The organism is Streptomyces sp. NPDC005799 (assembly GCF_040630525.1).
Lineage (GTDB): Bacteria > Actinomycetota > Actinomycetes > Streptomycetales > Streptomycetaceae > Streptomyces > Streptomyces griseorubiginosus_B.
In genome coordinates this window covers 182,389-206,242 of record NZ_JBEXXQ010000011.1, presented here as the reverse complement: position 1 = coordinate 206,242, position 23,854 = coordinate 182,389, and the positions used below count along the sequence as shown (strand labels likewise).

The following is a 23,854-nucleotide window of genomic DNA, read 5'->3' as shown; positions in this document are numbered from 1 at the left end:
GCACCCCGCTACGACGTCGGCAAGACCGTCAAACGCCCCGAGACCCTCAAGGCCATCGGTCGACCTGGCAGATCCTGGTAGATAAAGAACAAGCTAACGGGACGGCAGTTGGTCGTACGTCCTGAACGTGTAGTACGCGGAGAGGGAGATCGCGTCACCTCTCGCGGACGGGAGGCCGAGACGGTCGTCCACCAGGCGGTTGAGGGGGCCGCAGCCGGCCGCGGGCGGTGCGGTGAAATCGGTGTCGTAGGCGTCGAACCGGATGAGGGGCGGGTTCCTCGAGATCCACTCCGAGTCGCCGGTGCGCTTCAGGTGGAGCTCTATGGAGGTGTCCCCGGCGCCTATGGTGCAGCTCCTCGGCAGGAGGGGGCTCAGCGCTCGGAAGCGCAGGGTGAACAGGCCCATGTGGTCGTCGACCGTGTAGAAGTCGGACCGGCCGCCGTACTCGGGGCGGAGGGACAGCGGCAGGGAGGGACCCGGTGTGCCCAGGAGGCCGCCCGGGACCGGGGTCGGCGCGGAGCGCAGGGCGCCGAAGACCTGGCCGTCGCTTCCGTCCGGCATCGGCCCCTCCGCGTGCGTGACCGTCATCGGCGTCAGCTCGGGAATCGTCCGGCTGCCCAGCGTCAACGAGCCCGTCGCGGTGAGGACTTCGCAGCGCCACCGGGCCGGGTCGACACCGGACGGCAGCTCGGGGCAGTCGCGGAAGTCGAAGGTCGGGACGGGTCCGGAGCCGGCCGGGGTGTCCGCGGCGAGGGCGGGGGCCGCCGCCGCACCGGCGAGTACGGCGGCGACGGCCAGGGCCGCGGCCCCACGGCGGACGGACGGGCGGCGGTGTGGCGCAGCGGTGATCTTCATGGCGTTCAGCTTCGCGTCGCGCCGGGCCCGGCACCATCGGGGAGCCCCCTCGCCCGACCCCGACCCGCCCCTGACGTCGTGTCAGGGGCGACCCCGAGAAGGGCGGGGAACGGAAGGGCGGGGGATCAACGGCCTTGCAGAGTCTTCACGTTGTTGCCGAAGGTCCAGTTCTTCGAGCCGTCCCAGTTGATCGACCAGGTCATCAGGCCCTTGAGCGAGCTGCCGTAGTGCTTCCAGGCCTGGGAGACCAGGGACGGCGACATGTAGCCGCCACCCGCGCCGGACTGGGCGGGCAGGCCCGGGACCTGCTTGTCGTACGGCACCTTCACCGTCGTGCCCTGCACGGTCAGGCCCTTGTTGAGGCAGTCCGTCTGGGCGGTGAAGCCCGCGACCGTGCCGGCCGAGTAGGAGTCGCCGGAGCAGCCGTACATGCTGCCGTTGTAGTACTGCATGTTCAGCCACCACAGGCGGCCGTTGTCGGCGTACTTCTTGATAATCGGCAGGTAGGCGCCCCAGATGGAGCCGTAGGTGATGCTGCCGCCGGTGACATAGGCCGTCTCCGGGGCCATCGTCAGGCCGAAGTTGGACGGCATCTTCGCCAGCACCCCATCGATGACGCGGATCAGGTTGGCCTGGGAGGCGGAGAGCTGGGTGATGCTGCCGCTGCCGACCAGGCCCGTCTCGATGTCGATGTCGATGCCGTCGAAGTTGTACTTCTTCAGGATCGGCACGATCGTCGCCACGAAGCGGTCGGCCACCGCCTGCGAGCTGAGGTCGATGCCGGCCGCGGCGCCGCCGATCGACAGCAGGATCGTCTGCCCGGACGCCTTCGCCGCGCACATCTCCGCGGGCGTCGCCACCTTCACGCCCGCGTCCATGCCGTCCTCCCACAGGGCCGTGCCGTCGGAACGGATCACGGGGAAGGCCGCGTTGATCACGTTGTAGCCGTGGGCGGCGATACGGGAGTCGGTGATCGGCGTCCAGCCGAAGGGCGGGTGGACGCCGTTGGCGGAGCCGTCCCAGTTCTCCCAGTAGCCCTGCAGGACCTTGCCGGCGGGCCGCGACTTCACCGCGCAGGTGTCGGCGGCGGAGGCGGCGGGCGCCAGGGGGAGCTGGGTGAGGGCCGCGGTGGCGAGGGCGGTGGCGAGCAGGGCCAGGGTGCGGCGGAGCATACGGGCCTCCCGGTGGGGGTGCGGCGAGGTGTCGTAGGCATGACAGTGCAACGGTCCAGACCTTTCGTCAATAGGTCTGGACCAGTTCGAGCATCAAAGTATTGAGTGACAGATATTGAAATCTGTCAGCTGTCATGCGAGGGTGTCGGCATGATGCTGCGAACCCGCAACCTCGGAACCACCGGCCCCCAGGTCTCCGCCCTCGGCCTCGGCTGCATGGGCATGTCCGGCATGTACGGGGACTCGGACCGTGCCGAGTCCATCGCCACCATCCACGCCGCCCTGGAGGCCGGCGTGACCCTGCTCGACACCGGCGACTTCTACGGCATGGGCCACAACGAACTGCTGATCAGCGAGGCCCTGCGCACCGCCCCGGCCGCCCGGCGGGAGAACGCGCTGATCAGCGTGAAGTTCGGCGCCCAGCGCGGTCCGGACGGCGCCTGGCACGGCTACGACGCGCGGCCGGCCGCCGTGAAGACCTGGGCCGCCTACTCCCTCCAACGCCTCGGCGTCGACCACATCGACGTCTACCGACCCGCCCGGCTCGACCCGGACGTGCCGATCGAGGAGACCGTCGGCGCGATCGCCGAACTCGTCGAGAAGGGGTACGTCCGGCACATCGGGCTGAGCGAGGTGGGCGCGGAGACCATCCGCCGGGCCGCCGCCACCGCCCCGATCGCCGACCTCCAGATCGAGTACTCGCTCATCTCCCGCGGCCCTGAGCGGGAGATCCTGCCCACACTGCGTGAGCTGGGCATCGCCGTCACCGCGTACGGCGTCCTCGCCCGCGGACTGATCTCCGGCCATGTCTCGGCCGACCGGGGCTTCGCCGCCGACGACTTCCGCGCCCACACCCCCCGCTTCCAGGGCGAGAACCTGCGGCACAACCTCACCCTGGTCGAGTCCCTGCGCAAGATCGCCGAGCAGAAGGGCGTCTCCGTCGCGCAGATCGCCATCGCCTGGGCGCTGTCCCGGGGCGAGGACATCGTGCCGCTGATCGGCGCCCGCACCCGGGAGCGGCTCGCCGAGGCGCTGGGCGCCCTGGAGGTGACCCTGGACGCGGCCGACCTCGCCGCCATCGAGACCGCCGTGCCGGCGGACGCGGCCGCCGGCGAGCGGTACGCCCCCGCGCAGATGGCGATGCTCGACAGCGAGCGCTGATCACGCCGCCGGGTACCGTCTAGCCATGGCACCGTCCCCCGAGACCCTGACCGCCGAGCGCATCCTCGAAGCGACCGAGGAGGTGCTGCGCCGCTACGGCCCCGCCAAGGCCACCGTGGTGGACGTGGCCCGTGCGCTCGGCGTCAGCCATGGCAGCGTCTACCGGCACTTCCGTACCAAGGCGGCGCTGCGGGAAGCCGTGACGAAGCGCTGGCTGGACCGCACGACCGAGGTGCTGGCCGGCATCGTCGCGGACACCGGCCGGGACCCGGAGGACCGGGTGCGGGCGTGGCTCGCCGCCCTGTACGCCGCCAAGCGCCGCAAGGCGGGCGCCGACCCGGAACTGTTCGCCACGTACACGGTCCTCACCGGTGAGAACGGCGGGGCCGTCGGCACTCATCTCGCCGAGCTGACCGGCCAGTTGACGGAGCTGGTGCGGGCCGGCGTCGACGCGGGCGTCTTCACCGCCGAGGACCCGGCGACCACCGCCCTGGCCCTCTTCCAGGCCACCGGCCGCTTCCACGACCCCTGTTACGCCAAGGAGTGGGAACGGCCGGGCGCACAGGCGGAGTTCGAGGCACTGGTCGACCTGTGCGTACGCGGGCTGAAGGGTTCCGGAGCCTAAGCGGACCTGGTGAAGTCCGCTGCGGTTCGGTAGCGCCCCCGAAGGGGCGCGGGGAACTGCGCGACCGGCCACGACGGCGCCGCGGACGACCGACGAGGCATCCGGCACTTCCAGCGGAGCGCTTAGGCTCCCGCCACGCATCGCCAGAAATCCCGCATGAGCGGGGTCGGTGTCGGGTCGGTCATCGCCACCTGGGTCAGCAGGACCGCGACCGTGCCGGTCTGCGGGACGATCTGGGCCGCGGTGCCGGCACCGCCGACCCAGCCGTAACGGCCCGGGACGTTCCAGGGGTCGGCCGGGGTCACGTCGACCTGGCCGCCGTACCCCCAGCCCTGGCCCTCCAGGAAGAGGGTGGCGCGCTCGCGCTGTTCGGCCGTGAGGTGGTTGGTGGTCATCCGGCTGACGGAGGTGGGGCTGAGCAGGCCGCCGCCCGAGTCCAGGAGCATGCGGGCGAAGGCCAGCCAGTCGTCGGCCGTGGAGGCCAGGCCTCCGCCGCCGGACAGGAAGCGCGGGGCGTGGGCGAACTCGCCGTCCGGGGTGTCCGACACCTCCAGCGTGCCGTCCGGAGCCGGGTCGTAGGCCGTGGTGAAGCGGTGCCGCCGGGAGGCCGGCACCTCGAACGCCGTGTCCGCCATGCCCAGCGGCTCGAAGATCCGCTCGGCCAGGAACTCCGCGAGGGTACGGCCCGACGCCCGCGCGATCAGGATGCCCTGCAGGTCGGAGGAGGTGCCGTAGAGCCAGGACTCGCCCGGCTGGTACAGCATCGGCACCTGCGCGAGACGGTGGAGCCAGGTGTCGTGGTCCGGCCAGTCCTGGAGGTGACGGCCGTCCTTCTGCACCTCGAACAGCGCCTGGACCGCGGGGAGGGTGAAGTCGGAGGGGAAGCCCCAGCCGGTGCGTGAGCTGAGCAGGTCCTCGACGGTGATGGGACGGGCGGCCGGCACCACGTCCTCGACAGGGGCGTCCGGCGTCCGCACCACCAGCGGCTTCGCCAGTTCCGGCAGCCACTCCTCGACCGGTGAGTCCAGCCCGATGAGGCCGTCCTCGACCAGCATCAGCACGGCCGCCGCGGTGATCGGCTTGGTGATGGAGGCGATACGGAAGATCGAGTCGCGGGCCATCGGGGCGGTGCCGTCGGCGTCCACCGAACCGACGGCCACCACCTCCACCTCGGCACCGCGGGCCACCAGCCCCACGGCGCCCGGCACCGTTCCTCGCTCGACGTGGCGTCGCAGGGTGTCGTACAGAGCGCTCATGGGTCGCCTTCCGGTGCGAGTCGGTCGTACGGCCTACGACTGGCGGCACGCCGGAAACTCATCGTTGGGACGGTCCCTACGCGTCCGACGGGTCCACGGTCGCCTGGTGGGCCTCGGCCAGGTGTTCCTCCGCCTTCAGCCAGGGCAGGAACTGGGCGCCCTGACGCCAGCCGCAGGTGTCGCATCTGATGGTGCGCTGTACGCCGGTGCGCCGCACGTGGACGACGTGTTCTCGTCCGTGCTGGTCCCAGCGGCTCACCTTGCTCGTGTTGATCTCCAGCATGATGTCTCGCCTCCGCCACAGGAGTGTGCAGCAAGACCAACATCAACGGGGGATCTTCCACGATGAGTTGACCGAGCTGTGGCCTGTGCCTCACATCAGCGTCAGCCAATGGTGCGCGGCAGACGCAGGCTGAGCAGGCAGGTGAGGGCGACGCAGCCCAGCTGGGCCAGGAGCGTGGTGACCAGGGCGTCGCGCATGCCCAGGGCCGGGATCAGGGACAGGAACAGGGTGCCGAGCGCGGCCACCCCGAGGGCCAGGGCGGACTGCTGGGTCGTCATCATCACGCCGCTGCCGACGCCGGCCCGCGCGGGCTCCACCTCGGAGAGCACGACCCGGAAGACGATGGGGAGTTGGAGCGCCTGCCCGGCACCCGCGAGCGCCGCGCCGGGGAGCAGTTCGACGAAGCCGAGGTCCGGCCAGGACCGCCAGGCCGCCAGCGCCATCACCCCCACACCGACCCCCTGCAGCAGCCCGCCGGCCGTCACGACCCGGGTGCCGTACCGCGCGACCAGCCGGGGACCGGCGAGCGAGACGAAGAAGAACACGACGGCCATCGGCGCGAGCGCCAGCCCCGCCGGGACCGGGCCCAGCCCCGCACCGCGCTGCAGCGCCACCGCGATGACGAACATGAAGCCGCTGAAGCCGACCGAGAACGGCACGATCATCACCAGACCGCGGCGCAGCGAGGTCAGCCTGAACAGGCTCGGCGGGACCAGGGGCGTACGGCCCCGGCGGTCGGCCCGGCGCTCCACCGCGTAGAACGCCGCCGCGACGAAGGGGAACGCCGCCAGCGACAGCCAGGTCCACAGCGGCCAGCCGGCCGTGCGGCCCTCGGTGAGCGGGGCCAGCAGGGTGAGCAGTGAGGCGGTGAGCAGGACGGTGCCGGGGCCGTCGACCGGCTCGGGGTGCTGGGAGCGGGTCTCGGGCACGCCCCTGGCCGCCAGGACCAGGCCCAGGACGACGACCGGGACGTTCACCAGGAACACCGAGCGCCAGCCGGTGCCCCAGACGTCGGCCGCCACCAGGACGCCGCCGAGGATCTGCCCGGCGACCATCGACAGGCCGGCCGTGGCGCCGTACAGGCCCATGGCCCTGGCCCGGCGGGGCCCGGCGGTGGCCGCCTGGATGGTGGCGAGGACCTGCGGCAGCATCGCGGCGGCCGCCGCGCCCTGCGCGACCCGTGCCGCGACCAGCGTCCAGGCGCTCGGCGCGAGACCGCAGGCCAGCGAGGTCAGCCCGAAGGCCGCCATGCCGCCGAGGAAGAGGCGGCGCCGGCCGAACAGGTCGCCGAGCCGCCCGCCGAGGACGAGCAGGACGGCGTAGGCGAGCCCGTACCCGGCGACGACCAGCTCCAGCACGGACTCGCTCGCGTGCAGGTCCCGGCCGATCGTGGGCAGGGCGACGTTGACGATGAAGAAGTCGATGAGGGGCAGCGCCGCTGCCAGCAGCACGGTGAAGAGTCCGAGGCCGTTGAGCGCGGGTGGCGCCACCGGGGATCGGACGGTGCGTGAAGTGATGGTTTCGGTCACACCTCGAGCCTGCGCCCGCACTCAGACGGGTACCAGAGTCTTCTTATCCTGGTAGAAGGAGTACCTGGCAACAGGATGGGTGAGGCGGCAGGCTGGGAGTATGACGACCATGGCCCAGGAGACGCCCTCGGAGACCTCGGCGGCAGCGATACGGCGGCATGAGCTGGCCGGCTTCCTGCGCCACCGCCGCGAGCACATCACCCCCGAGCAGGTCGGGCTGCCCCGGGGCACCCGGCGCCGTACCCCCGGGCTGCGCCGCGAGGAGGTCGCGCAGCTCGCCTCGGTCGGCGTCACCTGGTACACGTGGCTCGAACAGGCGAGGGACATCCAGGTCTCCGTCCAGGTCCTGGACGCCCTGGCCCGCACCCTCTTCCTCGACCCCAGCGAGCGCGCGCACCTGTTCCAGCTGGCCGGGCAGGTCGACCCGACGCCGGCCACCACCTGCCCGTCGATCACCCCCGGGGTGCGGGCCGTCCTGGAGCACCTGGAGCCGGTCCCGGCGTGTGTGCAGAACAGCCGGTACGACATCCTCGCCTACAACCGCACCTACGGCCTGCTGCTGTGCGACCTCGACGCGGTGCCGCCCGAGGACCGCAACTGCCTGGTGCTGTCCTACACACACGAGGAGTGGCGCTCCTCGATCGTGCACCTGCGGGACACCCAGCGGCTGATGGCCGCCCGGTTCCGGGCCACGATGGCCGCCCATCTCGCCGAGCCCGCCTGGAAGATGCTGCTCAAGCGGCTGCGCGCGGAGTCGGCGGAGTTCCGTGCGAACTGGGAGCGGCACGAGGTGCAGGCCCACCGCACCAAGCGCAAGGAGTTCGACAACCGCTACGTCGGCCGGATCGCCGTCGACCACACCGATCTGTGGCTCGGCCCCGAACTGGGCCCGCGCATCGTGACGTACGCCCCCGCGGACGAGGAGTCGAGGGAGCGCCTGGAGAAGCTCCACGCACTCGCCCTGGAGCGGGCGGGCGCCCGCTGACCGTCGGCGCCCGCTGAGCGTCGAACCGCCTACGCGTTCACGCCCGCCGCCTCGCGCACCTCGACCGACTCCAGCTGGTCGGCCACCCGGGCCGCGGCCCGTCGAGCCCACCGGCCGGTGGTCAGCGCCCCGAGGACGAACACGGCGACCCCGCATCCGACGACGATCCACCACGCCGGCACCGACGCGGAGACGAACGTGTCCTTGTACGACGACGATCCGACCCCGGACGCCAGCACCGCCCCGATGACGGCGACCCCCAGCGTCTGCCCCAACTGGCGGCTCGTGGAGGCCACGGCCGCCGCGACGCCCGCCTGCGCCCGCGGCATCCCCGAGACCGCCGTGTTGGTGATCGGCGCGTTGATGAAGCCGAATCCGACGCCGAACAGCACGTACCCGAGGAACAGCGTGACGTCGGACGTCTCCGCCTGGAACGCCGCGAACAGCAGCGCGCTCGCCGTCATCGCCGCTCCGGCGACCAGCAGCGGCAGCCGCGGACCGCGATTGCCCACCACGCGGCCCGACAGCGGCGCGCACAGCATGATCGGCAGGGCGATCGGCAGCATCCACAAGCCCGCGTGCAGCGCGTCCAGCCCCCGTACGTTCTGCAGGTACAGCGTCGAGAGGAAGAGGAACCCACCCAGCGACGCGAACCCGCTGATCGCTATCACCGTGGCCCCGCTGAACGGTGGCGATCGGAAGAACCGCAGGTCGATGAGGGGTTCGTCGCGACGGGGCTCGTACCACAGGAGCCCGAGGAGGGCTGCCAGCGCGACGACCGCGAACGGCAGCACCGCGCCGAAGCCGGACTCCGGTGCCTGGATGATCGCGTACGTCAGTCCGGCGAACAGCGCGATGACCAGCAGCTGTCCGACGGGGTCGGGGCGGCGGCCCTTCGGGGCGCGGGACTCGGGGACGAACCTCAGGGTGAGCAGCAGTGCCGCGAGTCCCACCGGCAGATTGATCCAGAAGATCGAGCGCCAGCCCACGGACTGCACGAGGAGACCGCCGATCAGCGGTCCCGCGGCGAACGAGATGCCCACGACCGCGCCCCACACGCCGATCGCGCGGGCGCGCTCCCGGGGGTCCGTGAAGGTGTTGGTGATGATCGACATGGCGACCGGGTTGAGCATCGAGCCGCCGACCGCCTGGATCACCCGGAAGGCGATCAGTGCGTCGAGGCTCGGAGCGAGCGAGCACAGGACCGAGCCGAGGATGAACACGATCAGGCCGGTCATGAAGACGCGCCTGCGGCCGATCCGGTCCGCCGTCGAGCCGGAGAGCATCAGCAGCGAGGCGAGGACCAGGGTGTAGGCGTCGATCGTCCACTGCAGGCCGGACGTGCTCGCGTGCAGGTCGTCGCGGATCGAGGGGAGCGCGACGTTGAGGATGGTGACGTCGAGGCCGACGATCAGCAGGCTCATGCAGCAGATCGCGAGGACCAGCAGACGTCGGCGTTGGCTGAGCTCGGGCATGCGAACCATCGTACGACTGCTTCGATAGTGTGTCTAACTAATAGTGCAGCTAACTAATGGCCTGTACCGGGATCCTGCTCCGGCACCGGGTACCCCTCGGGGTGCGTGACAATGGGGGAATGCCCGAGACCACCGTCACGCCGTTGCAGATCGGCCCGCACACCGTCCAGCCGCCCGTCGTCCTGGCCCCGATGGCCGGGATCACGAATGCTCCCTTCCGTACGCTGTGCCGGGAGTTCAGTGGTGGCAAGGGTCTGTTCGTCAGCGAGATGATCACGACGCGGGCGCTGGTCGAGCGCAACGAGAAGACCATGCAGCTCATCCACTTCGACGCGAGCGAGACACCGCGTTCGATCCAGCTGTACGGCGTCGATCCCGCGACCGTCGGCAAGGCCGTCCGCATGATCGCGGAGGAGGACCTGGCCGACCACATCGACCTGAACTTCGGGTGTCCGGTGCCGAAGGTGACGCGCAAGGGGGGTGGGTCGGCGCTGCCGTACAAGCGCAACCTGCTGCGTGCGATCCTGCGGGAAGCCGTGTCCGGGGCCGGGGATCTGCCGGTCACGATGAAGATGCGCAAGGGCATCGACGACGACCACATCACGTACCTGGACGCCGGTCGTATCGCCGTGGAGGAGGGCGTGACGTCCATCGCCCTGCACGGGCGGACGGCCGCGCAGCACTACGGAGGCACCGCCGACTGGGACGCCATCGCTCGGCTCAAGGAGCACGTGCCGGAGATTCCGGTGCTGGGTAACGGTGACATCTGGTCGGCGGGGGACGCGTTGCGGATGGTGCGCGAGACCGGGTGCGACGGGGTGGTCGTGGGGCGGGGCTGCCTGGGGCGGCCGTGGCTGTTCGCGGACCTGGTGGCGGCCTTCGAGGGGCGTACGGAGGATGTCGCGCGCCCGTCGCTGCGTGAGGTCGCCGACGTCATGGTGCGCCATGCCACGCTTCTCGGCGAGTGGATCGGCGACGAGTCGAAGGGTGTCGTCGACTTCCGCAAGCACGTGGCCTGGTACCTGAAGGGCTTCGCGGTCGGCAGCGAGATGCGGCGGCGGCTGGCGGTCACGTCGTCGCTCGGGGAACTGCGCGCCGGTCTGGACGAGTTGGACCTCGACCAGCCGTGGCCCAGCGATGCCGACGGTCCGCGTGGGCGTACCTCGGGCAACAACAGGGTCGTTCTGCCGGACGGTTGGCTGAAGGACCCGTACGACTGCGCGGGGGTCGGGGAGGACGCCGAGCTCGACACGTCGGGTGGCTGAGGAGTGATGCCTGCGGCGCCTGTGCGGGTTCGGTGGGGGTGGGCGTAGCGCCTTCGGTTCGGTGGTGGGTCGGGGCCGGGGCGGGGGGTGTCCGTCCTCGGTCGGGCGGTGCTCTGCGTCATGCGGTGCTGTTTCTTGACGCCCGACACTGGGGGCGGACACTCCCCGCCCCGTCCCCTTCTCGCCGTCGGCGACTGCAGCCCCGCCGGGCGCGGGGCGCTGTGCGAGCGGCCACGACGGGCCTTGCAGTCGCCCTACGGCATCATGTGACGGCTTCGCCCCGCGTCAGCTCTTCTTCGGGTGGGGAGTTGAGCCGTACGCCGTGAGGAACTTGTCCCGGAAGGCGCTCATCTTCCAGACCGGGGCGTTGTGGGCGGGGCGGAGGCCGTCCGTCCAGCCCCAGGAGGAGATCTTGTCCAGGACCTTGGGGTCCTTGGCGACTATGGAGATCGGGACGTCGCGGCTGGCGTGGTTGCCGCTGACGCGGGCGATCGGCTGGTGGTCGCCGAGGAAGACCAGGACCGTGTTGTCGTTGCCGTAGCGCTCCAGCCACTGGGTGAGGGCGGTCACCGAGTACTGGACCGACTTGCCGTACTCGGCCTGGGACTTGGGGGAGCTGGCGATGATGTCCGCGGGCTTCTTTCCGGCCGCGTGGATGGCGTTGAAGACCGATCCGTCACCGAGGTCGTTCCACGGGACCATCTTGGGGATCGGCGCCCAGGGCTGGTGGCTCGAGGTCAGGATGACCAGGGACATCAGCGGCTTGCTCCGCTTCTTGCTGTGCTCCAGGTTCTGGAAGGCCTGCAGCGCGTACTGGTCCGGCATCGTCGACCAGCTGAACTTCGGCCCCTTGTAGCCCATCTGAAAGGCGTTGCGGTAGCTCTGCAGGCCGTAGAACTTCGACTCCGGCCAGCCCTTCTGCACACCCGGCATGATGCCGACCGTGTCCCAGTCCCCCGTCTTGGCGAAGGCATTGGTGAGGCTCAGGTGGTCGCTCGCCATGACCGTGCGGTAGCGGTTCTGGTTGTCGATCCACAGGCCGGACATGGTCGTGGAGTGGCCGAGCCAGCTGCTGCCGCCGTAGGTCGCCGAGGTCAGCCAGCCGCTCTTGGCGTGGAAGCCCGCCTTGGCGAGGGCTTTGGTGCGGGCGTCGAGGGTCGCGTCGACGCCGGGCGCCTCCACCGGGTCCTCGATCGCGCTGCGGCCGTAGCTCTCGATGAAGGTGAAGATCATGTCCTTGCCGCGCAGGTCGGGGACCAGTTGGCTGGGCGGCGTGTTGCCGAACTCGTCGACCTTGGCGATCTTCTGGAAGTCGGCCTCGTCCTTGAGGGTCTGCCGGACCCCCTTCGCCTGGAGAACCACCGCGCCGGCCGCCCGGTCGGAGGCCAGCGGCGTCCCGCCGAGCTGCAGGCCCAGCGCGGAGCAGAGGACCCAGACGACCGCGGCGGCGAGTGTGCCCCGGGTCGCCGCCTGCTTGTTGCGCGCCAGCAGGTTGCTGAGCCGGACCATCGCCAGCGCCATGACGGACAGCAGCAGGAAAACCAGGACGAAGGCGCCGACCGTGGCACCGATCGCCACCGCCCGGCCCATCGAGTCCTGCACGTAACTCTGCGCGTCCGGCAGCAGCTCCCAGTCCAGCACGAGGTTGAAGTGCCGGCCGAGGTACTCCCAGAACCCCATGTCCAGCAGGTTCAGGATCGTGAGCGCGCCGAGCATCGCACCTGAGACCACCGCCACGATGATGCGCGGGCGGCGCGGCAGCACCAGCGCGACGGCCGCCCCGAGCACGGCCTCCACCGGTATCCGCACGAACCGCCCGGCGTGCAGCGCGCTCTCCTTGTTCGGCAGCACCAGCGCGCCGAGCACGAGGACGGCCGCGAGGATCGTGACCGTCCAGCGCACGACGCGCACCGGTACGGGGTGCCGCTCACGCCAGTCGGCGAACCGGGTGCGCAGGGTCGCCCTGGCATCCTGTTGCGGTGACGGCGATTCCGGCTCGACCTCGGGTGATGTGTCCGGTTGTTGGCGAAGGCGCGTGAAGACAGGCACCCGAAGGTCCTTCCGTTGCGAGGCCCGGCATCCGTGATTTGGACGGATCGGTCGGCGGGCCACACCGGGGAGGCAAGGACCCGCCACAGTCCGGTACGCGCTGCCTGGGGCGGTTGTTCACGCCCCAGCGCAAACACCGGGCAAACGCCTCGTCAACGGCACGGTCGAGGCTCGTAGGGGCGCGGGGAACTGCGCGACCAGCCCCCACTGGCCCGCAGTCGCCGTCCTGCCTTCCCCAGCGGAGCGCTAGGCGCCCCCGACCGCCGTCAGCAGGGCGAGCGGTGCCGCCGCCGAGCGGGACTCCCTCACGCACGCGTGCGGATACGGCACGGGCTCCGCGTGCGAGTCCCGTCCGTACCCGGCGATGACCTCCGGCAGCCGGTGCCCCGTGGCCGTCGCCGCGTCGACCAGGGCGTGGGCGACCGTGCGGGCCTCGTCGTGCAGGCCGTAGCGGGCCAGGCCCAGCGTGATCAGCGCGTTGTCGTGCGGCCAGACCGAGCCGCGGTGGTACGACAGCGGGTGGTACGCCGGCTGTCCCGCGGCCAGCGTGCGTACGCCCCAGCCGGAGAAGAAGTCCGGTTCCAGCAGCCGCCGGCCCACCACCTCGCCGTACTCCTTGTCCAGCAGCCCCGACCACAGCAGATGCCCGGCGTCCGAGGCGAGCGCGTCGACCTGCCGGCCCTCGCCGTCCAGCGCGAGCGCCGGGAAGGTGGCGTCCGGCATCCAGAAGTCCCGCTGGAAACGGTCCCGCAGATCGGCCGCCGCCTGTTCCAGCAGCGCCGCGTACGTCTCGTCGCCCCACACCGTCCGCGCGACCGACGCCGTGCGGCGCAGGGCGTCGTAGGCGTACCCCTGCGCCCCGGCCGCCATCACCGGTCCGCTCGCCCGTGTGCCGTCGGCGGAGCAGATCGCGCCGGGCGAGTCCTTCCAGTTCTGGTTGGCGAGGCCGCCCTGGTCGGCGCGGTAGACGAGGTAGCCGCGCGAGGTCAGCCCGCCGTGGTCCAGCATCCAGCCGATCGCCGCGCGGGCGTTGGGCTCGAGGCGGCGGGCGAGGTCCGCGTCCCCGGTCTGCTCGACGTAGGCGCCCAGGAGGACCAGGAACAGCGGCGTGGCGTCCACCGAGCCGTAGTAGCGGCCGTAGGGGACCTGGCGGAAGTGGGCCAGCTCGCCGTGGCGGACCTCGTGCACGATCTTGCCCGGCTGGGCCACCGATTCCGGGCCGGTCTCCGTCGCCTGGGTGGCGGCGAGCGCGGGCAGGGTGGCGGCGGCGAGCTGCGGGCGGTAGGGGAGGGCGAACAACGACGTCAGCAGGGCGTCCCGGCCGAGCAGCGTCAGGAACCAGGGGGCTCCGGCAGCGGGCACCCGCAGGTCCTCGCCGTCCGGGCCGGTCGCCGGGACCTGGAGGGAGGCGAGGTCGGCGAGGCCCCGTGCGCAGGCCGCCGCCAGCTCCGGCCAGCCCGTCGGGAAGGGCACACCCTCCACGAACTCGCCTTCGAGAGAAAGGAGTTGTTCATTGAGCGCGGCCGGGGACGCCGGTACGCGCAGGGCCCGCCGGTCGCCGTGCGGGCGAGCCATCACCCGCAGCGCCACCTCCGCCGTGCCGTGCGGGTCCAGGTCGAGGGTCCATACCAGACGCCGGGCGCCGGTGCCGGTCTCCTCGACGCCGTCCGGCGCGGGCTCGGCCGTCACCGTCGTGACGGACCGCCACTCACCGCGCTGGTAGCTGAACTCCACGCCGTCGTCGAGGACTTGGCGGGAGCGGGTGGCGCCGATCTTGGTGTAGGTGCGGTAGTCGGAGCGCAGCTCGAACTGGTCCGTGAAGTCCGCGTCCGCCGTGACCGCGAGGCGGACCGTGGTGGAGGTCGGGCGGTTGCTGGTGATGCGGAGGGATTCGACGAACGCGCTCTCTCCCACCGCCTGTTCGCGGAAGATCGTGTACGCGGGCGGTTCCTGCCGTCCGCCGCGCGGGACGAGGACACAGCGAGCCGTGTCCCCGTCCGCGACCGGCGTGAGCGACTCCGGTACCGCGCCGTCGACCGTCAGTTGCCAACGGCTCAGATGACGGGCGTCGCGCACGAACAACCCGGCCGGGGAGCCGGTTCCCCGGGCCCCGACGATGATGTCCCCGCCGTCGCCCACGGCCGCGAACGTCCCGCCGCGCACGAGCAGATGATGCCGGTCCGTCATGCCCGGTCCCCTCCCTTGTCACTCAACTCGAACGTGCCGATGCCCGTCGGGGACACGCCGTGTCCGGGGCGGGAATGGAGCAGATCCAGCGCGAGGGCGGCGGTCCAGCCGAAGCCGAGTGCTCCGCAGGCCTCGCCGGTGTACGGGTCGACGTACTCCGCGAATCCGGAGGCGTCGGCCAGGTCCAGGACGGACTCCCGCAGGGCGTCGGCGCGCTCCTGCTCACCGTGGGTGCGCAGCCCTCGCTCCAGCAGCCAGCTCGTGTTGAACCAGGCCGGTCCCCGCCAGTACCGGTGCGGATCGAAGGCCTCGCCGAGGAGGTCGTAGGACGGGGGCAGCCGGGTCGTGTCGCCGAGCCCGAAGTGCGGACCGTGAAGGGTGGCGACGAGCGTCCGCACGACGTCGCGGGGGAGGCCGGGAAGGAGGAGCGGGATCAGTCCGGAGACGCTGCGCTCGGGGATCAGGGTGCCGCTGGGCGGGCGGTGGTGCGGGGCGGGGGCGCTGTAGCCGTCGCCGCGCAGGTCCCGGCAGAGGAACATGCCGCTCGGCCCGTCCCACAGGCGGTCCACCAGGGCCGCCGTCAGCCGCTCCGCGCGGGCGTGCCGTGCCGTGCCCGCCGCTCCCAGTTCCGCGGCGATCCGGGCCAGGGCGTGCTCGGAGGCGATGAGCAGGGCGTTGAACGCCGGGTCCTCCACGGCGAAGCCACCGCCGCCGTTGTCGTCGTAGCCGGCGTCCCGGTAGTCCGTCGCCAGGCGTACGTACCGGCCGTAGTCCAGGTCCGTCGGGCGGTCCTCGGGGGCGCCGTGGGTGAGGTCGGCGCGGCGGAAGGAGCGGGACGGGGCGGGGATGATCCGGGCGAGCGGGGCGTCCCAGCAGGGGCTGTTGTCCATACCCTGTTCCCAGGGGTGGACGACCGACGCGAGGCCGCCCCCGCCCAGGTCGCGGCGGTGCAGCAGATAGCGGTGCCAGGCGGCCAGGCGCGGGTAGACCCGGGTGAGGAAGCCGCGGGCGCGGGACAGGCCCGGGTCGGCGCGGTGCACCAGCCAGGCCGCCAGCGCGTGCACCGGTGGCTGCACGATGCCGGAGGTCTGTACGGTGCGCGGGGCGCCCGCAGCGCGCCCCGCGGTCGAGGAGCGCCAGAAGTCGGGGCTCGGGAAGTAGGCGTCGAGCGGGACGGAGGGGTTGAAGACGATGTGCGGGATACGTCCGTCCGCCCACTGCGCGGCCAGCAGCGTCTCCAGCTCCGTCTGGGCCCGTAACGGCGACAGGTGCCGCAGGCCGATCGCGATGAAGGCCGAGTCCCAGGACCACTGGTGCGGATACAGGCTGCGCGAGGGGACGGTGGAGGCGCCCGTCCAGTTCTCCTCCAGCACCCGGGCGGCCCTGACGTGCAGCGGACCCGGGAGGGGCGGCGGATCGTATGCAACGTGGTGCTGTTCGCCGCGGCTGGTGAGTTGGGCAGTGCGATCCACTCGGGGCTCCCCGAAAGACGTACGGCCGACCGGTTCGGTCTGGGCTACCGTAGAGTTACGTCTATTTAACACGCAAAACTCACTATGTAATGCACGCTGGAGAAGCACAAGGGGGTGCGCATGACGGGACGCGGCCAGACCAGCTCCGGAGATCTGCTCGAACTGGTGCGAAGCGGACGCGCGACCACGCGCGGAGCCCTCCAGCAGGTCACCGGTCTGTCCCGGGCCACCGTCGGTCAGCGCCTCGACCGTCTCTTCCGCGCGGGCTGGCTGCGCGAGGGCGTCGGCGGTCCCGTCGACTCGCCCCTGGGCGGCAGGCCCTCCATCACCCTGGAGTTCGACGACGAGCACGCCGTCGTCCTCGCCGCCGACCTCGACACCCGGCACGCGCGCGCCGCCGTCCTGACCCTGACCGGCGAGATCCTCGCCGAGCACGCGGACACGCTCGTCGTGGAGGACGGGCCGGACGTCGTCCTCGGAGCGCTCGGGCGGTGGTTCGGGGAGCTGCTGGAGAAGGCCGGGCGGCCGGCCCGGGCCGTGTGCGGGATCGGGCTGGCGGTGCCGGGGCCGGTCGACAGCGAGACCGGGCGGGTCGTGCAGCCGCCGATCATGCCCGGCTGGGACGGCTACGACATACGGGGCCGCCTGGCCCGAGCCTTCACCGAGCGGACGGGCGCCGGGCCGGTGCCGGTCCTGGTGGACAACGACGCGAATCTGATGGCGTACGGCGAACAGCGCACGGGATACCCCGGCTGCTCGGCCTTCGTGCTGGTCAAGGTGTCCACCGGCATCGGCGCGGGCGTGATGGTCGACGGCTCGGTCTACCGGGGGATCGACGGGGGCGCCGGGGACATCGGGCACATCCGCGTGGGCGCCGACGCGCTGTGCCGGTGCGGGTCGTACGGCTGTCTCGCCGCCGTCGCCAGTGGCGGCGCCGTGGCCGGGCGGCTGGCGGAGGCCGGGGTCGCGGCGGCCTCCGGCTCGGACGTACGGGATCTGCTGGCGGCCGGGCATCCGGAGGCGGCCCGGCTGGCGCGGGAGGCCGGGCGGCTGGTGGGGGACGTGCTGGCGACCGTCGTCACGCTGCTCAATCCCGGTGTGCTCATGATCGCCGGAGATCTGGCCGGAACCGCCTTCCTGACCGGCGTGCGGGAGCTGCTGTACCAGCGGGCGCTGCCCCGCTCCACGGCCCATCTGGACGTCGTCACCTCACGGCTCGGTGAGCGGGCGGGGCTGGTGGGAGCCGGTGCGCTGGTCGTGGAGCATCTCTACGCGCCGGAGCGGGTGGAGGAACGGCTGCTCGCGCTGGGGGTGTAAAGCGTCCGCATGGTGAAATCCGATCCTCTGTGGGAGCGTGATTCTCGCCACCCTTGATAAGGGCTGCGCTCAGATGAGCGGATCTTGAGCGGCTGCACTTCCTCAAGGGGTGGCACTGGGTGCCACCCTTCGATCGTTCATCGATCGAAATCAGGTGTCGCACTCGACCGCTCATCTGAGCGCAAAACCGCACCAGTGGGCAGGGATGCCTTCAGGAAGTGAAAACATAAGCGCTTGGTTGCTTGCCGTCCCTTGACTTTCGATCCGCTGGCGGAGGGATGGTTACGGGCGCATGACGCGCGAGTAGACGTATCCAGACACCTTCGATCTGGGTATGTTCCTCGCCGTCAGGGCAGCCACCGCGTCCTCGAGGAGTCGAGACCCGTGTCGGAAAACAAAGAACCCCACGTAGCGAAGTTCGTTTACGACTTCACCGAGGGAAACAAGGACCTCAAGGACCTCCTGGGTGGCAAGGGCGCGAACCTCGCCGAGATGACCAACCTGGGACTCCCCGTTCCCCCGGGCTTCACCATCACGACGGAAGCCTGCAAGGTCTACCTCGACAGCGGCGAGGAGCCCGCGGCACTGCGTGACGAGGTGAGTGCGCACCTCGACGCGCTGGAGTCCCGGATGGGCAAGAAGCTCGGCCAGCCGGACAACCCCCTACTGGTCTCCGTCCGCTCCGGCGCCAAGTTCTCCATGCCCGGCATGATGGACACGGTCCTGAACATCGGCCTCTCCGACAAGTCCGTGAAGGGCCTCGCCGAGCAGGCCGGCGACGAGCGCTTCGCCTGGGACTCCTACCGCCGCCTCATCCAGATGTTCGGCAAGACCGTCCTCGGCGTCGACGGCGACCTCTTCGAGGAAGCCCTCGACAACGCCAAGGAGGCCAAGAAGGTCACGGTCGACACCGAGCTGGAGGCCGCGGACCTGAAGAAGCTGGTCGCCACCTTCAAGAAGATCGTCAAGAAGGAGGCCGGCCGGGACTTCCCGCAGGACCCGCGCGAGCAGATGGACCTCGCCATCCACGCGGTCTTCGACTCCTGGAACACCGACCGCGCCAAGCTCTACCGCCGTCAGGAGCGCATCCCGCACGACCTCGGCACCGCCGTCAACGTCTGCTCGATGGTCTTCGGCAACCTGGGCCCGGACTCCGGCACCGGCGTCGCCTTCACCCGCGACCCCGCCTCCGGCCACCAGGGCGTCTACGGCGACTACCTGCAGAACGCACAGGGCGAGGACGTGGTCGCGGGCATCCGCAACACCGTGCCGCTCGCGGAGCTGGAGCGGATCGACAAGCAGTCGTACGACCGGCTGATGCAGATCATGGAGACCCTGGAGAACCACTACAAGGATCTCTGCGACATCGAGTTCACCATCGAGCGCGGCCAGCTGTGGATGCTCCAGACCCGCGTCGGCAAGCGCACGGCGGGCGCCGCCTTCCGGATCGCGACCCAGCTGGTCGACCAGGGCCTGATCGACGAGACCGAGGCCCTCCAGCGCGTGACGGGCGCCCAGCTCGCGCAGCTGATGTTCCCGCGGTTCGACGAGCACGCGAAGACCGAGATGGTCGGCCGGGGCATCGCGGCCTCGCCAGGCGCGGCGGTCGGCAAGGCGGTCTTCGACTCGTACACCGCCGTGAAGTGGTCACGCTCGGGCGAGAAGGTCATCCTGGTGCGCCGGGAGACCAACCCCGACGACCTCGACGGCATGATCGCGGCCGAGGGCATCCTGACCTCCCGCGGCGGCAAGACCTCCCACGCGGCCGTCGTCGCGCGCGGCATGGGCAAGACCTGTGTGTGCGGCGCGGAGGAGCTCGAGGTCGACACCAAGCGGCGCCGGATGACCGTGCCGGGCGGGCGGATCGTCGAGGAGGGCGACGTCATCTCCATCGACGGCTCCAGCGGCAAGGTCTACCTGGGCGAGGTCCCGGTGGTCCCCTCCCCGGTCGTGGAGTATTTCGAGGGCCGTATGCACGCCGGCGCCCAGGACGCCGACGAGCTGGTCGAGGCCGTGCACCGGATCATGGCCTTCGCCGACCGCAAGCGCCGGCTGCGGGTGCGGGCCAACGCGGACAACGCCGAGGACGCGCTGCGCGCCCGTCGCTTCGGCGCGCAGGGCATCGGACTGTGCCGTACCGAGCACATGTTCCTGGGCGAGCGCCGCGAGATGGTCGAGAAGCTGATCCTCGCCGACACCCAGGACGAGCGCGAGGCCGCGCTGGCGGAGCTGCTGCCGCTGCAGAAGAAGGACTTCGTCGAGCTGTTGTCGGCGATGGACGGTCTGCCGGTGACGGTACGGCTGCTCGACCCGCCGCTGCACGAGTTCCTGCCGGACATCACCGAACTCTCGGTCCGCGTGGCGCTGGCCGAGTCCCGCCAGGAGTCCCACGAGAACGACCTCCGGCTGCTCCAGGCGGTCCACCGCCTGCACGAGCAGAACCCGATGCTGGGCCTGCGCGGAGTCCGCCTCGGCCTGGTCATCCCGGGCCTGTTCACCATGCAGGTCCGCGCGATCGCGGAAGCGGCGGCGGAGCGCAAGAACGCCAAGGGCGACCCGCGCGCCGAGATCATGATCCCGCTCGTCGGCACCGTCCAGGAGCTGGAGATCGTCCGCGACGAGGCCGACCAGGTCATCGCGGAGGTCGAGGCGGCGACGGGCACGCAGCTCAAGCTCGCCATCGGCACGATGATCGAGCTTCCGCGCGCCGCCCTCACCGCCGGGCAGATCGCGGAGGCGGCGGAGTTCTTCAGCTTCGGCACGAACGACCTGACCCAGACCGTGTGGGGCTTCAGCCGCGACGACGTGGAGGCCTCCTTCTTCACGGCCTACCTGGAGAAGGGCATCTTCGGCGTCTCCCCCTTCGAGACGATCGACAAGGACGGCGTCGGCTCCCTGGTGAAGGCGGCGGCGACGGCGGGCCGCGAGACCCGCCCCGACCTCAAGCTCGGCGTCTGCGGCGAGCACGGCGGCGACCCGGAGTCCGTCCACTTCTTCCACGAGGTGGGCCTGGACTACGTCTCCTGCTCCCCGTTCCGCATCCCGGTCGCCCGCCTGGAGGCGGGCCGCGCGGCGACGAACTCGCAGGGCAGCGACCACCGCTAGCCCGTACGACCCCGGCCGGACCCCACGGCCACCGAAACCCCGGAACCGCCGCCCGTCCCCGACCCTCAACACCGATGGACGGCGGTACCGGATCACCAGGAGGGCGGCACCCTGTGCGGGGGTGCCGCCCTCTCCTGCATCATCTGCGCGGACGGATTGACCGTCACGGTGGCCGTGGCGGAGGTGTACTGACCTCGGCGGCGGGACGGGTGCACCGTCGTAGGCTGAGGATCACCGTCAGCAGGAGGAGTGGACCATGCCCGGCTGGAGCGAGCGGGACATCCCCGACCAGAGCGGCCGTGTCGCCGTCGTCACCGGGGCCAACAGCGGGCTCGGGTACGTCGTCGCGCGGGAACTGGCGCGGAAGGGTGCCCGGGTGGTGCTCGCGTGTCGGAGCGAGGTACGGGGGAGGGCGGCCGCCGAGCGGGTGGTGGAGGAAGTACCCGGCGCCGTGGCTGAGTTCGCTCGGCTGGACCTCGGAGACCTCGCCGTCGTACGGGAGTTGGCGGCCGCGTATCCGTACGACCGACTCGATCTGCTCGTCAACAACGCCGGCGTCATGGCTCTGCCGTACGGGACCACGGTGGACGGGTTCGAGACGCAGTTCGGGGTCAATCATCTCGGGCACTTCGCGCTCACCGGGCTGCTCGCGCCGGTGCTCCTCGCGACGTCGGGCGCCCGGGTCGTCAACGTCTCCAGTGGGATGCACGCCCTGGCCAACATCGACATCGACGACCTCAACAGCGAGCGCCGGTACCGGCGTTGGGTCGCCTACGCCCGGTCCAAGACCGCCAATCTGCTCTTCACTCATGAGCTGGCCCGAAGGCTCGCGGCGCAGGGTGTGGACCTGGTGGCGGCCGCCGCGCATCCGGGCTACGCGGAGACCAATCTGCAGGGCGCCGCGCCGCGGATGGAGGGGCGGCGGCTGATGGGGCGGGTGATGGAGATCGGAAACCGAGTCTTCGCACAGTCCGCGGAGACCGGTGCCCTGCCCCTGCTGTACGCGGCGACCGCCCCCGACGTACGGCCCGACTCCTTCACCGGACCGTCGTTCATGATGTGGCGCGGGACACCGGGGTCGTCCTGGCGGGCGCCCTGGACGCTCAACGACGTGGCGGGGGAGAGGCTTTGGGCCGCCTCGGAACGGTTCACGGGAGTGGCGTACGAGGCGCTGACGGGCTGACGGTGCGTCACCTCGGCCTGCCCCGCCAGACCGTGAAGTAAGCCAGTGCCGCCAGTGCCGCGGTGGCCGACGCCACCGTGAGAGCCGCCGGGAGGGAGTGACCGGCGATCACGCCCGCGGTCGCCGCGCCCAGGGCGAACCCGGTGATCTTCAGGCTGGCGCCGGTGGTGAAGATCTGGCCGCGCAGATGGCCGGGGGCCTCCCGATGCCGTATCGCGAACAGAGCCGTGAGCTGGGGTCCGGCGCCGACGCCGGTGAGTACGGCGGCGGCGACGAGGACGACCGGATGAGCGGTCGCCGCCAGGGCCAGCGCGGTCGCCTGCACGAGGGCGCCGACCCAGATCGCCGTGTCCGGGGCGATCAGGTGGGGCCGTCGCGCCAGCACGGAGTTGGCCGCCAGCGAGGCGACAGCCGTACAGGACAGCAGCAGCGCTCCGCGCCCCGACCCGCCCAGGGCGTGCTGCCCGAGGAGTGGGACGCACGCGGTGAACATTCCCTCGGCGGCACAGCAGAGGACCGAGGTGAGGGTCGCCCGGGCCAGGGCGGGGCGCTGGACGATGAACCGGAGCCCGGCGGTGAGCGGGGTGCGCCGCGCGGTGTCGGCACTTCCGCCCGCCCGAGTCGGGGAGTCCACCCCGACGCCCCCCTCGCGCGAGCGCGTTGCGGCGAGACCCCGTTCGCTTCTCCGCGGGGGCGGCGCGTCGGTATCCCGGTCCCTGTTCGGCGCCGGTCCGGAGGTCCCTCGGTGGGTCGCCCTCGGCAGGCGCCAGGCCGCCGGGGTCGCGAGGGCGATCAGGGTCACCGCCAGCGCCACCGCCGTCGGCGCCCCCAGCGTCTCGGCCGCCGCCCCCGCCAGGGCCGGTCCGGCGAGGCTCGCCGTGGTGAAGGTCATCGCGTCCAGGGCGTTGGCCCGGGGCAGCGCGTCGCCCGCCACCACCCGGGGGAGCTGGGCCGTCCAGCCACCGGAGAGCGCCGGCCCGAGCAGGCCCGTGCACACGGCGATCAGGACGGTGAGGGGAAGGGGCAGGCGCCCGAGACCGAGCAGGATGGCCGCCACTCCGGCGCCGTACGCGGCCAGCGCGCAGGCCAGCAGGCGGCCCGGCCGTGACGCCCGGTCCAGGAACGCGCCGAGCAGCGGTCCGCCGACCGCGGCGGCGACGTTGAGCCCGGCCAGCAGCGACGAGGCGGTCGCCGTCGAGCCGGTCAGGGCGAAGCCCGCCAGCATCATCGCCGGTCCGGACATCTCGTCGCCGGTGCGGGCGGACACCGCGCCGACGAAGTAGGAGACCGTCGTGTAACGCCTTTGCATCGGGAACACGTTACGTGAGTAACCCTAAAGCTGGTCAATATGCGTTACATTCGCCCCGTGGCTCCACCTCGCACCGGCGACCTGTCCGACCGGCACTCCGTACTGACGACGGCCCGGCGTGCCGCTGCCCTGGTCAGTGCCCTCACCCGCGAGCGCACGGACCCGGAGGAGGTCGTCGCCGTCCTGCGTGAGTACGGCGAGCAGGGCCCCCTCGACCTCGCGCCGGACGACCTCGCCGGGATGCGCGCGGCCGCCGTCCTGCTGCGCGAGGTCTTCACCGCCGACGACCTCGACGCCGCCGCCGCGCTCCTCAACCGCCTCCTCCGGGAGCACACCGGCCCCCTCCGGCTGACCTCCCACGGTGGCGGCACCCCCTGGCACCCCCACCTCGACCGCGACGACGACGGCCCCTGGGGCGAGTGGCTGCTGGCCTCCTCCGCCCTGGCGCTGACCGTCCTCGTGTGGGACACCCAGCGCCCGCCCGGCCGCCTCTGCGCCGCTCACAACTGCCGCCAAGTCTTCGTCACCCAGGGCGCCGGCCCCGAACGCCGCTACTGCTCGCGCCGCTGCGCGACCCGCGAACGCGTCGCGGCCCATCGGCGCAGGGCCGCGGCGTCGGAGTGACC

18 protein-coding genes are annotated in these 23,854 nt (G+C 71.5%); 8 read left to right on the top strand and 10 right to left on the bottom strand.

The window, feature by feature from the left end; genetic code table 11:
• Window positions 1–93 precede the first annotated feature (93 nt).
• Window positions 94–855, bottom strand: coding sequence for a hypothetical protein (locus tag ABZ453_RS13845; protein ID WP_359014761.1), 762 nt, complete (start codon window positions 853–855; stop codon window positions 94–96).
• 125 nt (window positions 856–980) lie between these two features.
• Window positions 981–2,027 (bottom strand): chitinase, encoded by a 1,047-nt coding sequence (locus ABZ453_RS13840; protein WP_359014759.1) that lies wholly within the window; start codon window positions 2,025–2,027, stop codon window positions 981–983.
• A gap of 150 nt (window positions 2,028–2,177) precedes the next feature.
• On the opposite strand from ABZ453_RS13840, the gene ABZ453_RS13835 reads away from it, so the two are divergent.
• Entirely contained in the window at window positions 2,178–3,188 is a 1,011-nt protein-coding gene (locus tag ABZ453_RS13835; protein ID WP_359014757.1) for an aldo/keto reductase, read from the top strand.
• 25 nt (window positions 3,189–3,213) lie between these two features.
• The gene (locus tag ABZ453_RS13830) at window positions 3,214–3,813 is read left to right on the top strand and encodes a TetR family transcriptional regulator (protein ID WP_359014755.1); all 600 of its coding nucleotides are present in this window, start codon (window positions 3,214–3,216) and stop codon (window positions 3,811–3,813) included.
• 122 nt (window positions 3,814–3,935) lie between these two features.
• On the opposite strand, the gene ABZ453_RS13825 is transcribed toward ABZ453_RS13830, so the two are convergent.
• From ABZ453_RS13825 to ABZ453_RS13815, 3 genes are all read right to left on the bottom strand, one after another.
• On the bottom strand, window positions 3,936–5,069 hold the full coding sequence (locus ABZ453_RS13825; protein WP_359014753.1) for a serine hydrolase domain-containing protein: 1,134 nt from the start codon (window positions 5,067–5,069) through the stop codon (window positions 3,936–3,938).
• 76 nt (window positions 5,070–5,145) lie between these two features.
• Window positions 5,146–5,352, bottom strand: a complete 207-nt coding sequence (locus tag ABZ453_RS13820; RefSeq protein ID WP_208781607.1) for a hypothetical protein — start codon at window positions 5,350–5,352, stop codon at window positions 5,146–5,148.
• Window positions 5,353–5,453: 101 nt separating this feature from the next.
• The gene (locus ABZ453_RS13815) at window positions 5,454–6,881 is read right to left on the bottom strand and encodes an MFS transporter (protein ID WP_359014751.1); all 1,428 of its coding nucleotides are present in this window, start codon (window positions 6,879–6,881) and stop codon (window positions 5,454–5,456) included.
• Window positions 6,882–6,981: 100 nt separating this feature from the next.
• Here ABZ453_RS13815 and ABZ453_RS13810 point away from each other — a divergent pair, with 100 nt between their 5' ends.
• The gene (locus tag ABZ453_RS13810) at window positions 6,982–7,866 is read left to right on the top strand and encodes a helix-turn-helix transcriptional regulator (RefSeq protein ID WP_359014749.1); all 885 of its coding nucleotides are present in this window, start codon (window positions 6,982–6,984) and stop codon (window positions 7,864–7,866) included.
• Window positions 7,867–7,895: 29 nt separating this feature from the next.
• Here ABZ453_RS13810 and ABZ453_RS13805 read toward each other — a convergent pair whose 3' ends face one another.
• Window positions 7,896–9,341 (bottom strand): MFS transporter, encoded by a 1,446-nt coding sequence (locus ABZ453_RS13805; protein ID WP_359014747.1) that lies wholly within the window; start codon window positions 9,339–9,341, stop codon window positions 7,896–7,898.
• Window positions 9,342–9,460: 119 nt separating this feature from the next.
• On the opposite strand from ABZ453_RS13805, the gene dusB reads away from it, so the two are divergent.
• A complete protein-coding gene (dusB, locus tag ABZ453_RS13800; protein WP_359014745.1) occupies window positions 9,461–10,606 on the top strand; it encodes a tRNA dihydrouridine synthase DusB in 1,146 nt (381 codons plus the stop codon).
• 285 nt (window positions 10,607–10,891) lie between these two features.
• On the opposite strand, the gene ABZ453_RS13795 is transcribed toward dusB, so the two are convergent.
• From ABZ453_RS13795 to ABZ453_RS13785, 3 genes are all read right to left on the bottom strand, one after another.
• The gene (locus tag ABZ453_RS13795; RefSeq protein WP_359014778.1) at window positions 10,892–12,517 is read right to left on the bottom strand and encodes a CDP-alcohol phosphatidyltransferase; all 1,626 of its coding nucleotides are present in this window, start codon (window positions 12,515–12,517) and stop codon (window positions 10,892–10,894) included.
• 384 nt (window positions 12,518–12,901) lie between these two features.
• Window positions 12,902–14,842 carry a glycogen debranching N-terminal domain-containing protein gene (locus tag ABZ453_RS13790; RefSeq protein WP_359014743.1) on the bottom strand — a complete coding sequence of 647 codons (1,941 nt, stop codon included), beginning with the start codon at window positions 14,840–14,842 and terminating at the stop codon, window positions 12,902–12,904.
• Window positions 14,839–16,314: a hypothetical protein gene (locus ABZ453_RS13785; RefSeq protein WP_359014741.1), complete on the bottom strand. Its 1,476-nt coding sequence runs from the start codon at window positions 16,312–16,314 to the stop codon at window positions 14,839–14,841. Before ABZ453_RS13785 ends, ABZ453_RS13790 begins: the two co-directional genes overlap by 4 nt.
• Window positions 16,315–16,434: 120 nt before the next feature.
• Between ABZ453_RS13785 and ABZ453_RS13780 the strand changes: the two genes are divergently transcribed.
• The 3 genes from ABZ453_RS13780 to ABZ453_RS13770 all read left to right on the top strand — a co-directional run bounded on the left by ABZ453_RS13780 (window position 16,435) and on the right by ABZ453_RS13770 (window position 21,919).
• Window positions 16,435–17,631 (top strand): ROK family protein, encoded by a 1,197-nt coding sequence (locus tag ABZ453_RS13780; protein WP_359014739.1) that lies wholly within the window; start codon window positions 16,435–16,437, stop codon window positions 17,629–17,631.
• 384 nt (window positions 17,632–18,015) lie between these two features.
• A complete protein-coding gene (gene ppdK / locus ABZ453_RS13775) occupies window positions 18,016–20,736 on the top strand; it encodes a pyruvate, phosphate dikinase (protein WP_359014737.1) in 2,721 nt (906 codons plus the stop codon).
• A gap of 256 nt (window positions 20,737–20,992) precedes the next feature.
• Entirely contained in the window at window positions 20,993–21,919 is a 927-nt protein-coding gene (locus tag ABZ453_RS13770; protein WP_359014735.1) for an oxidoreductase, read from the top strand.
• Window positions 21,920–21,926: 7 nt separating this feature from the next.
• Here ABZ453_RS13770 and ABZ453_RS13765 read toward each other — a convergent pair whose 3' ends face one another.
• Window positions 21,927–23,228, bottom strand: coding sequence for an MFS transporter (locus ABZ453_RS13765; RefSeq protein ID WP_359014733.1), 1,302 nt, complete (start codon window positions 23,226–23,228; stop codon window positions 21,927–21,929).
• 39 nt (window positions 23,229–23,267) lie between these two features.
• Here ABZ453_RS13765 and ABZ453_RS13760 point away from each other — a divergent pair, with 39 nt between their 5' ends.
• Window positions 23,268–23,852 carry a CGNR zinc finger domain-containing protein gene (locus tag ABZ453_RS13760; protein ID WP_359014731.1) on the top strand — a complete coding sequence of 195 codons (585 nt, stop codon included), beginning with the start codon at window positions 23,268–23,270 and terminating at the stop codon, window positions 23,850–23,852.
• Window positions 23,853–23,854 lie beyond the last annotated feature (2 nt).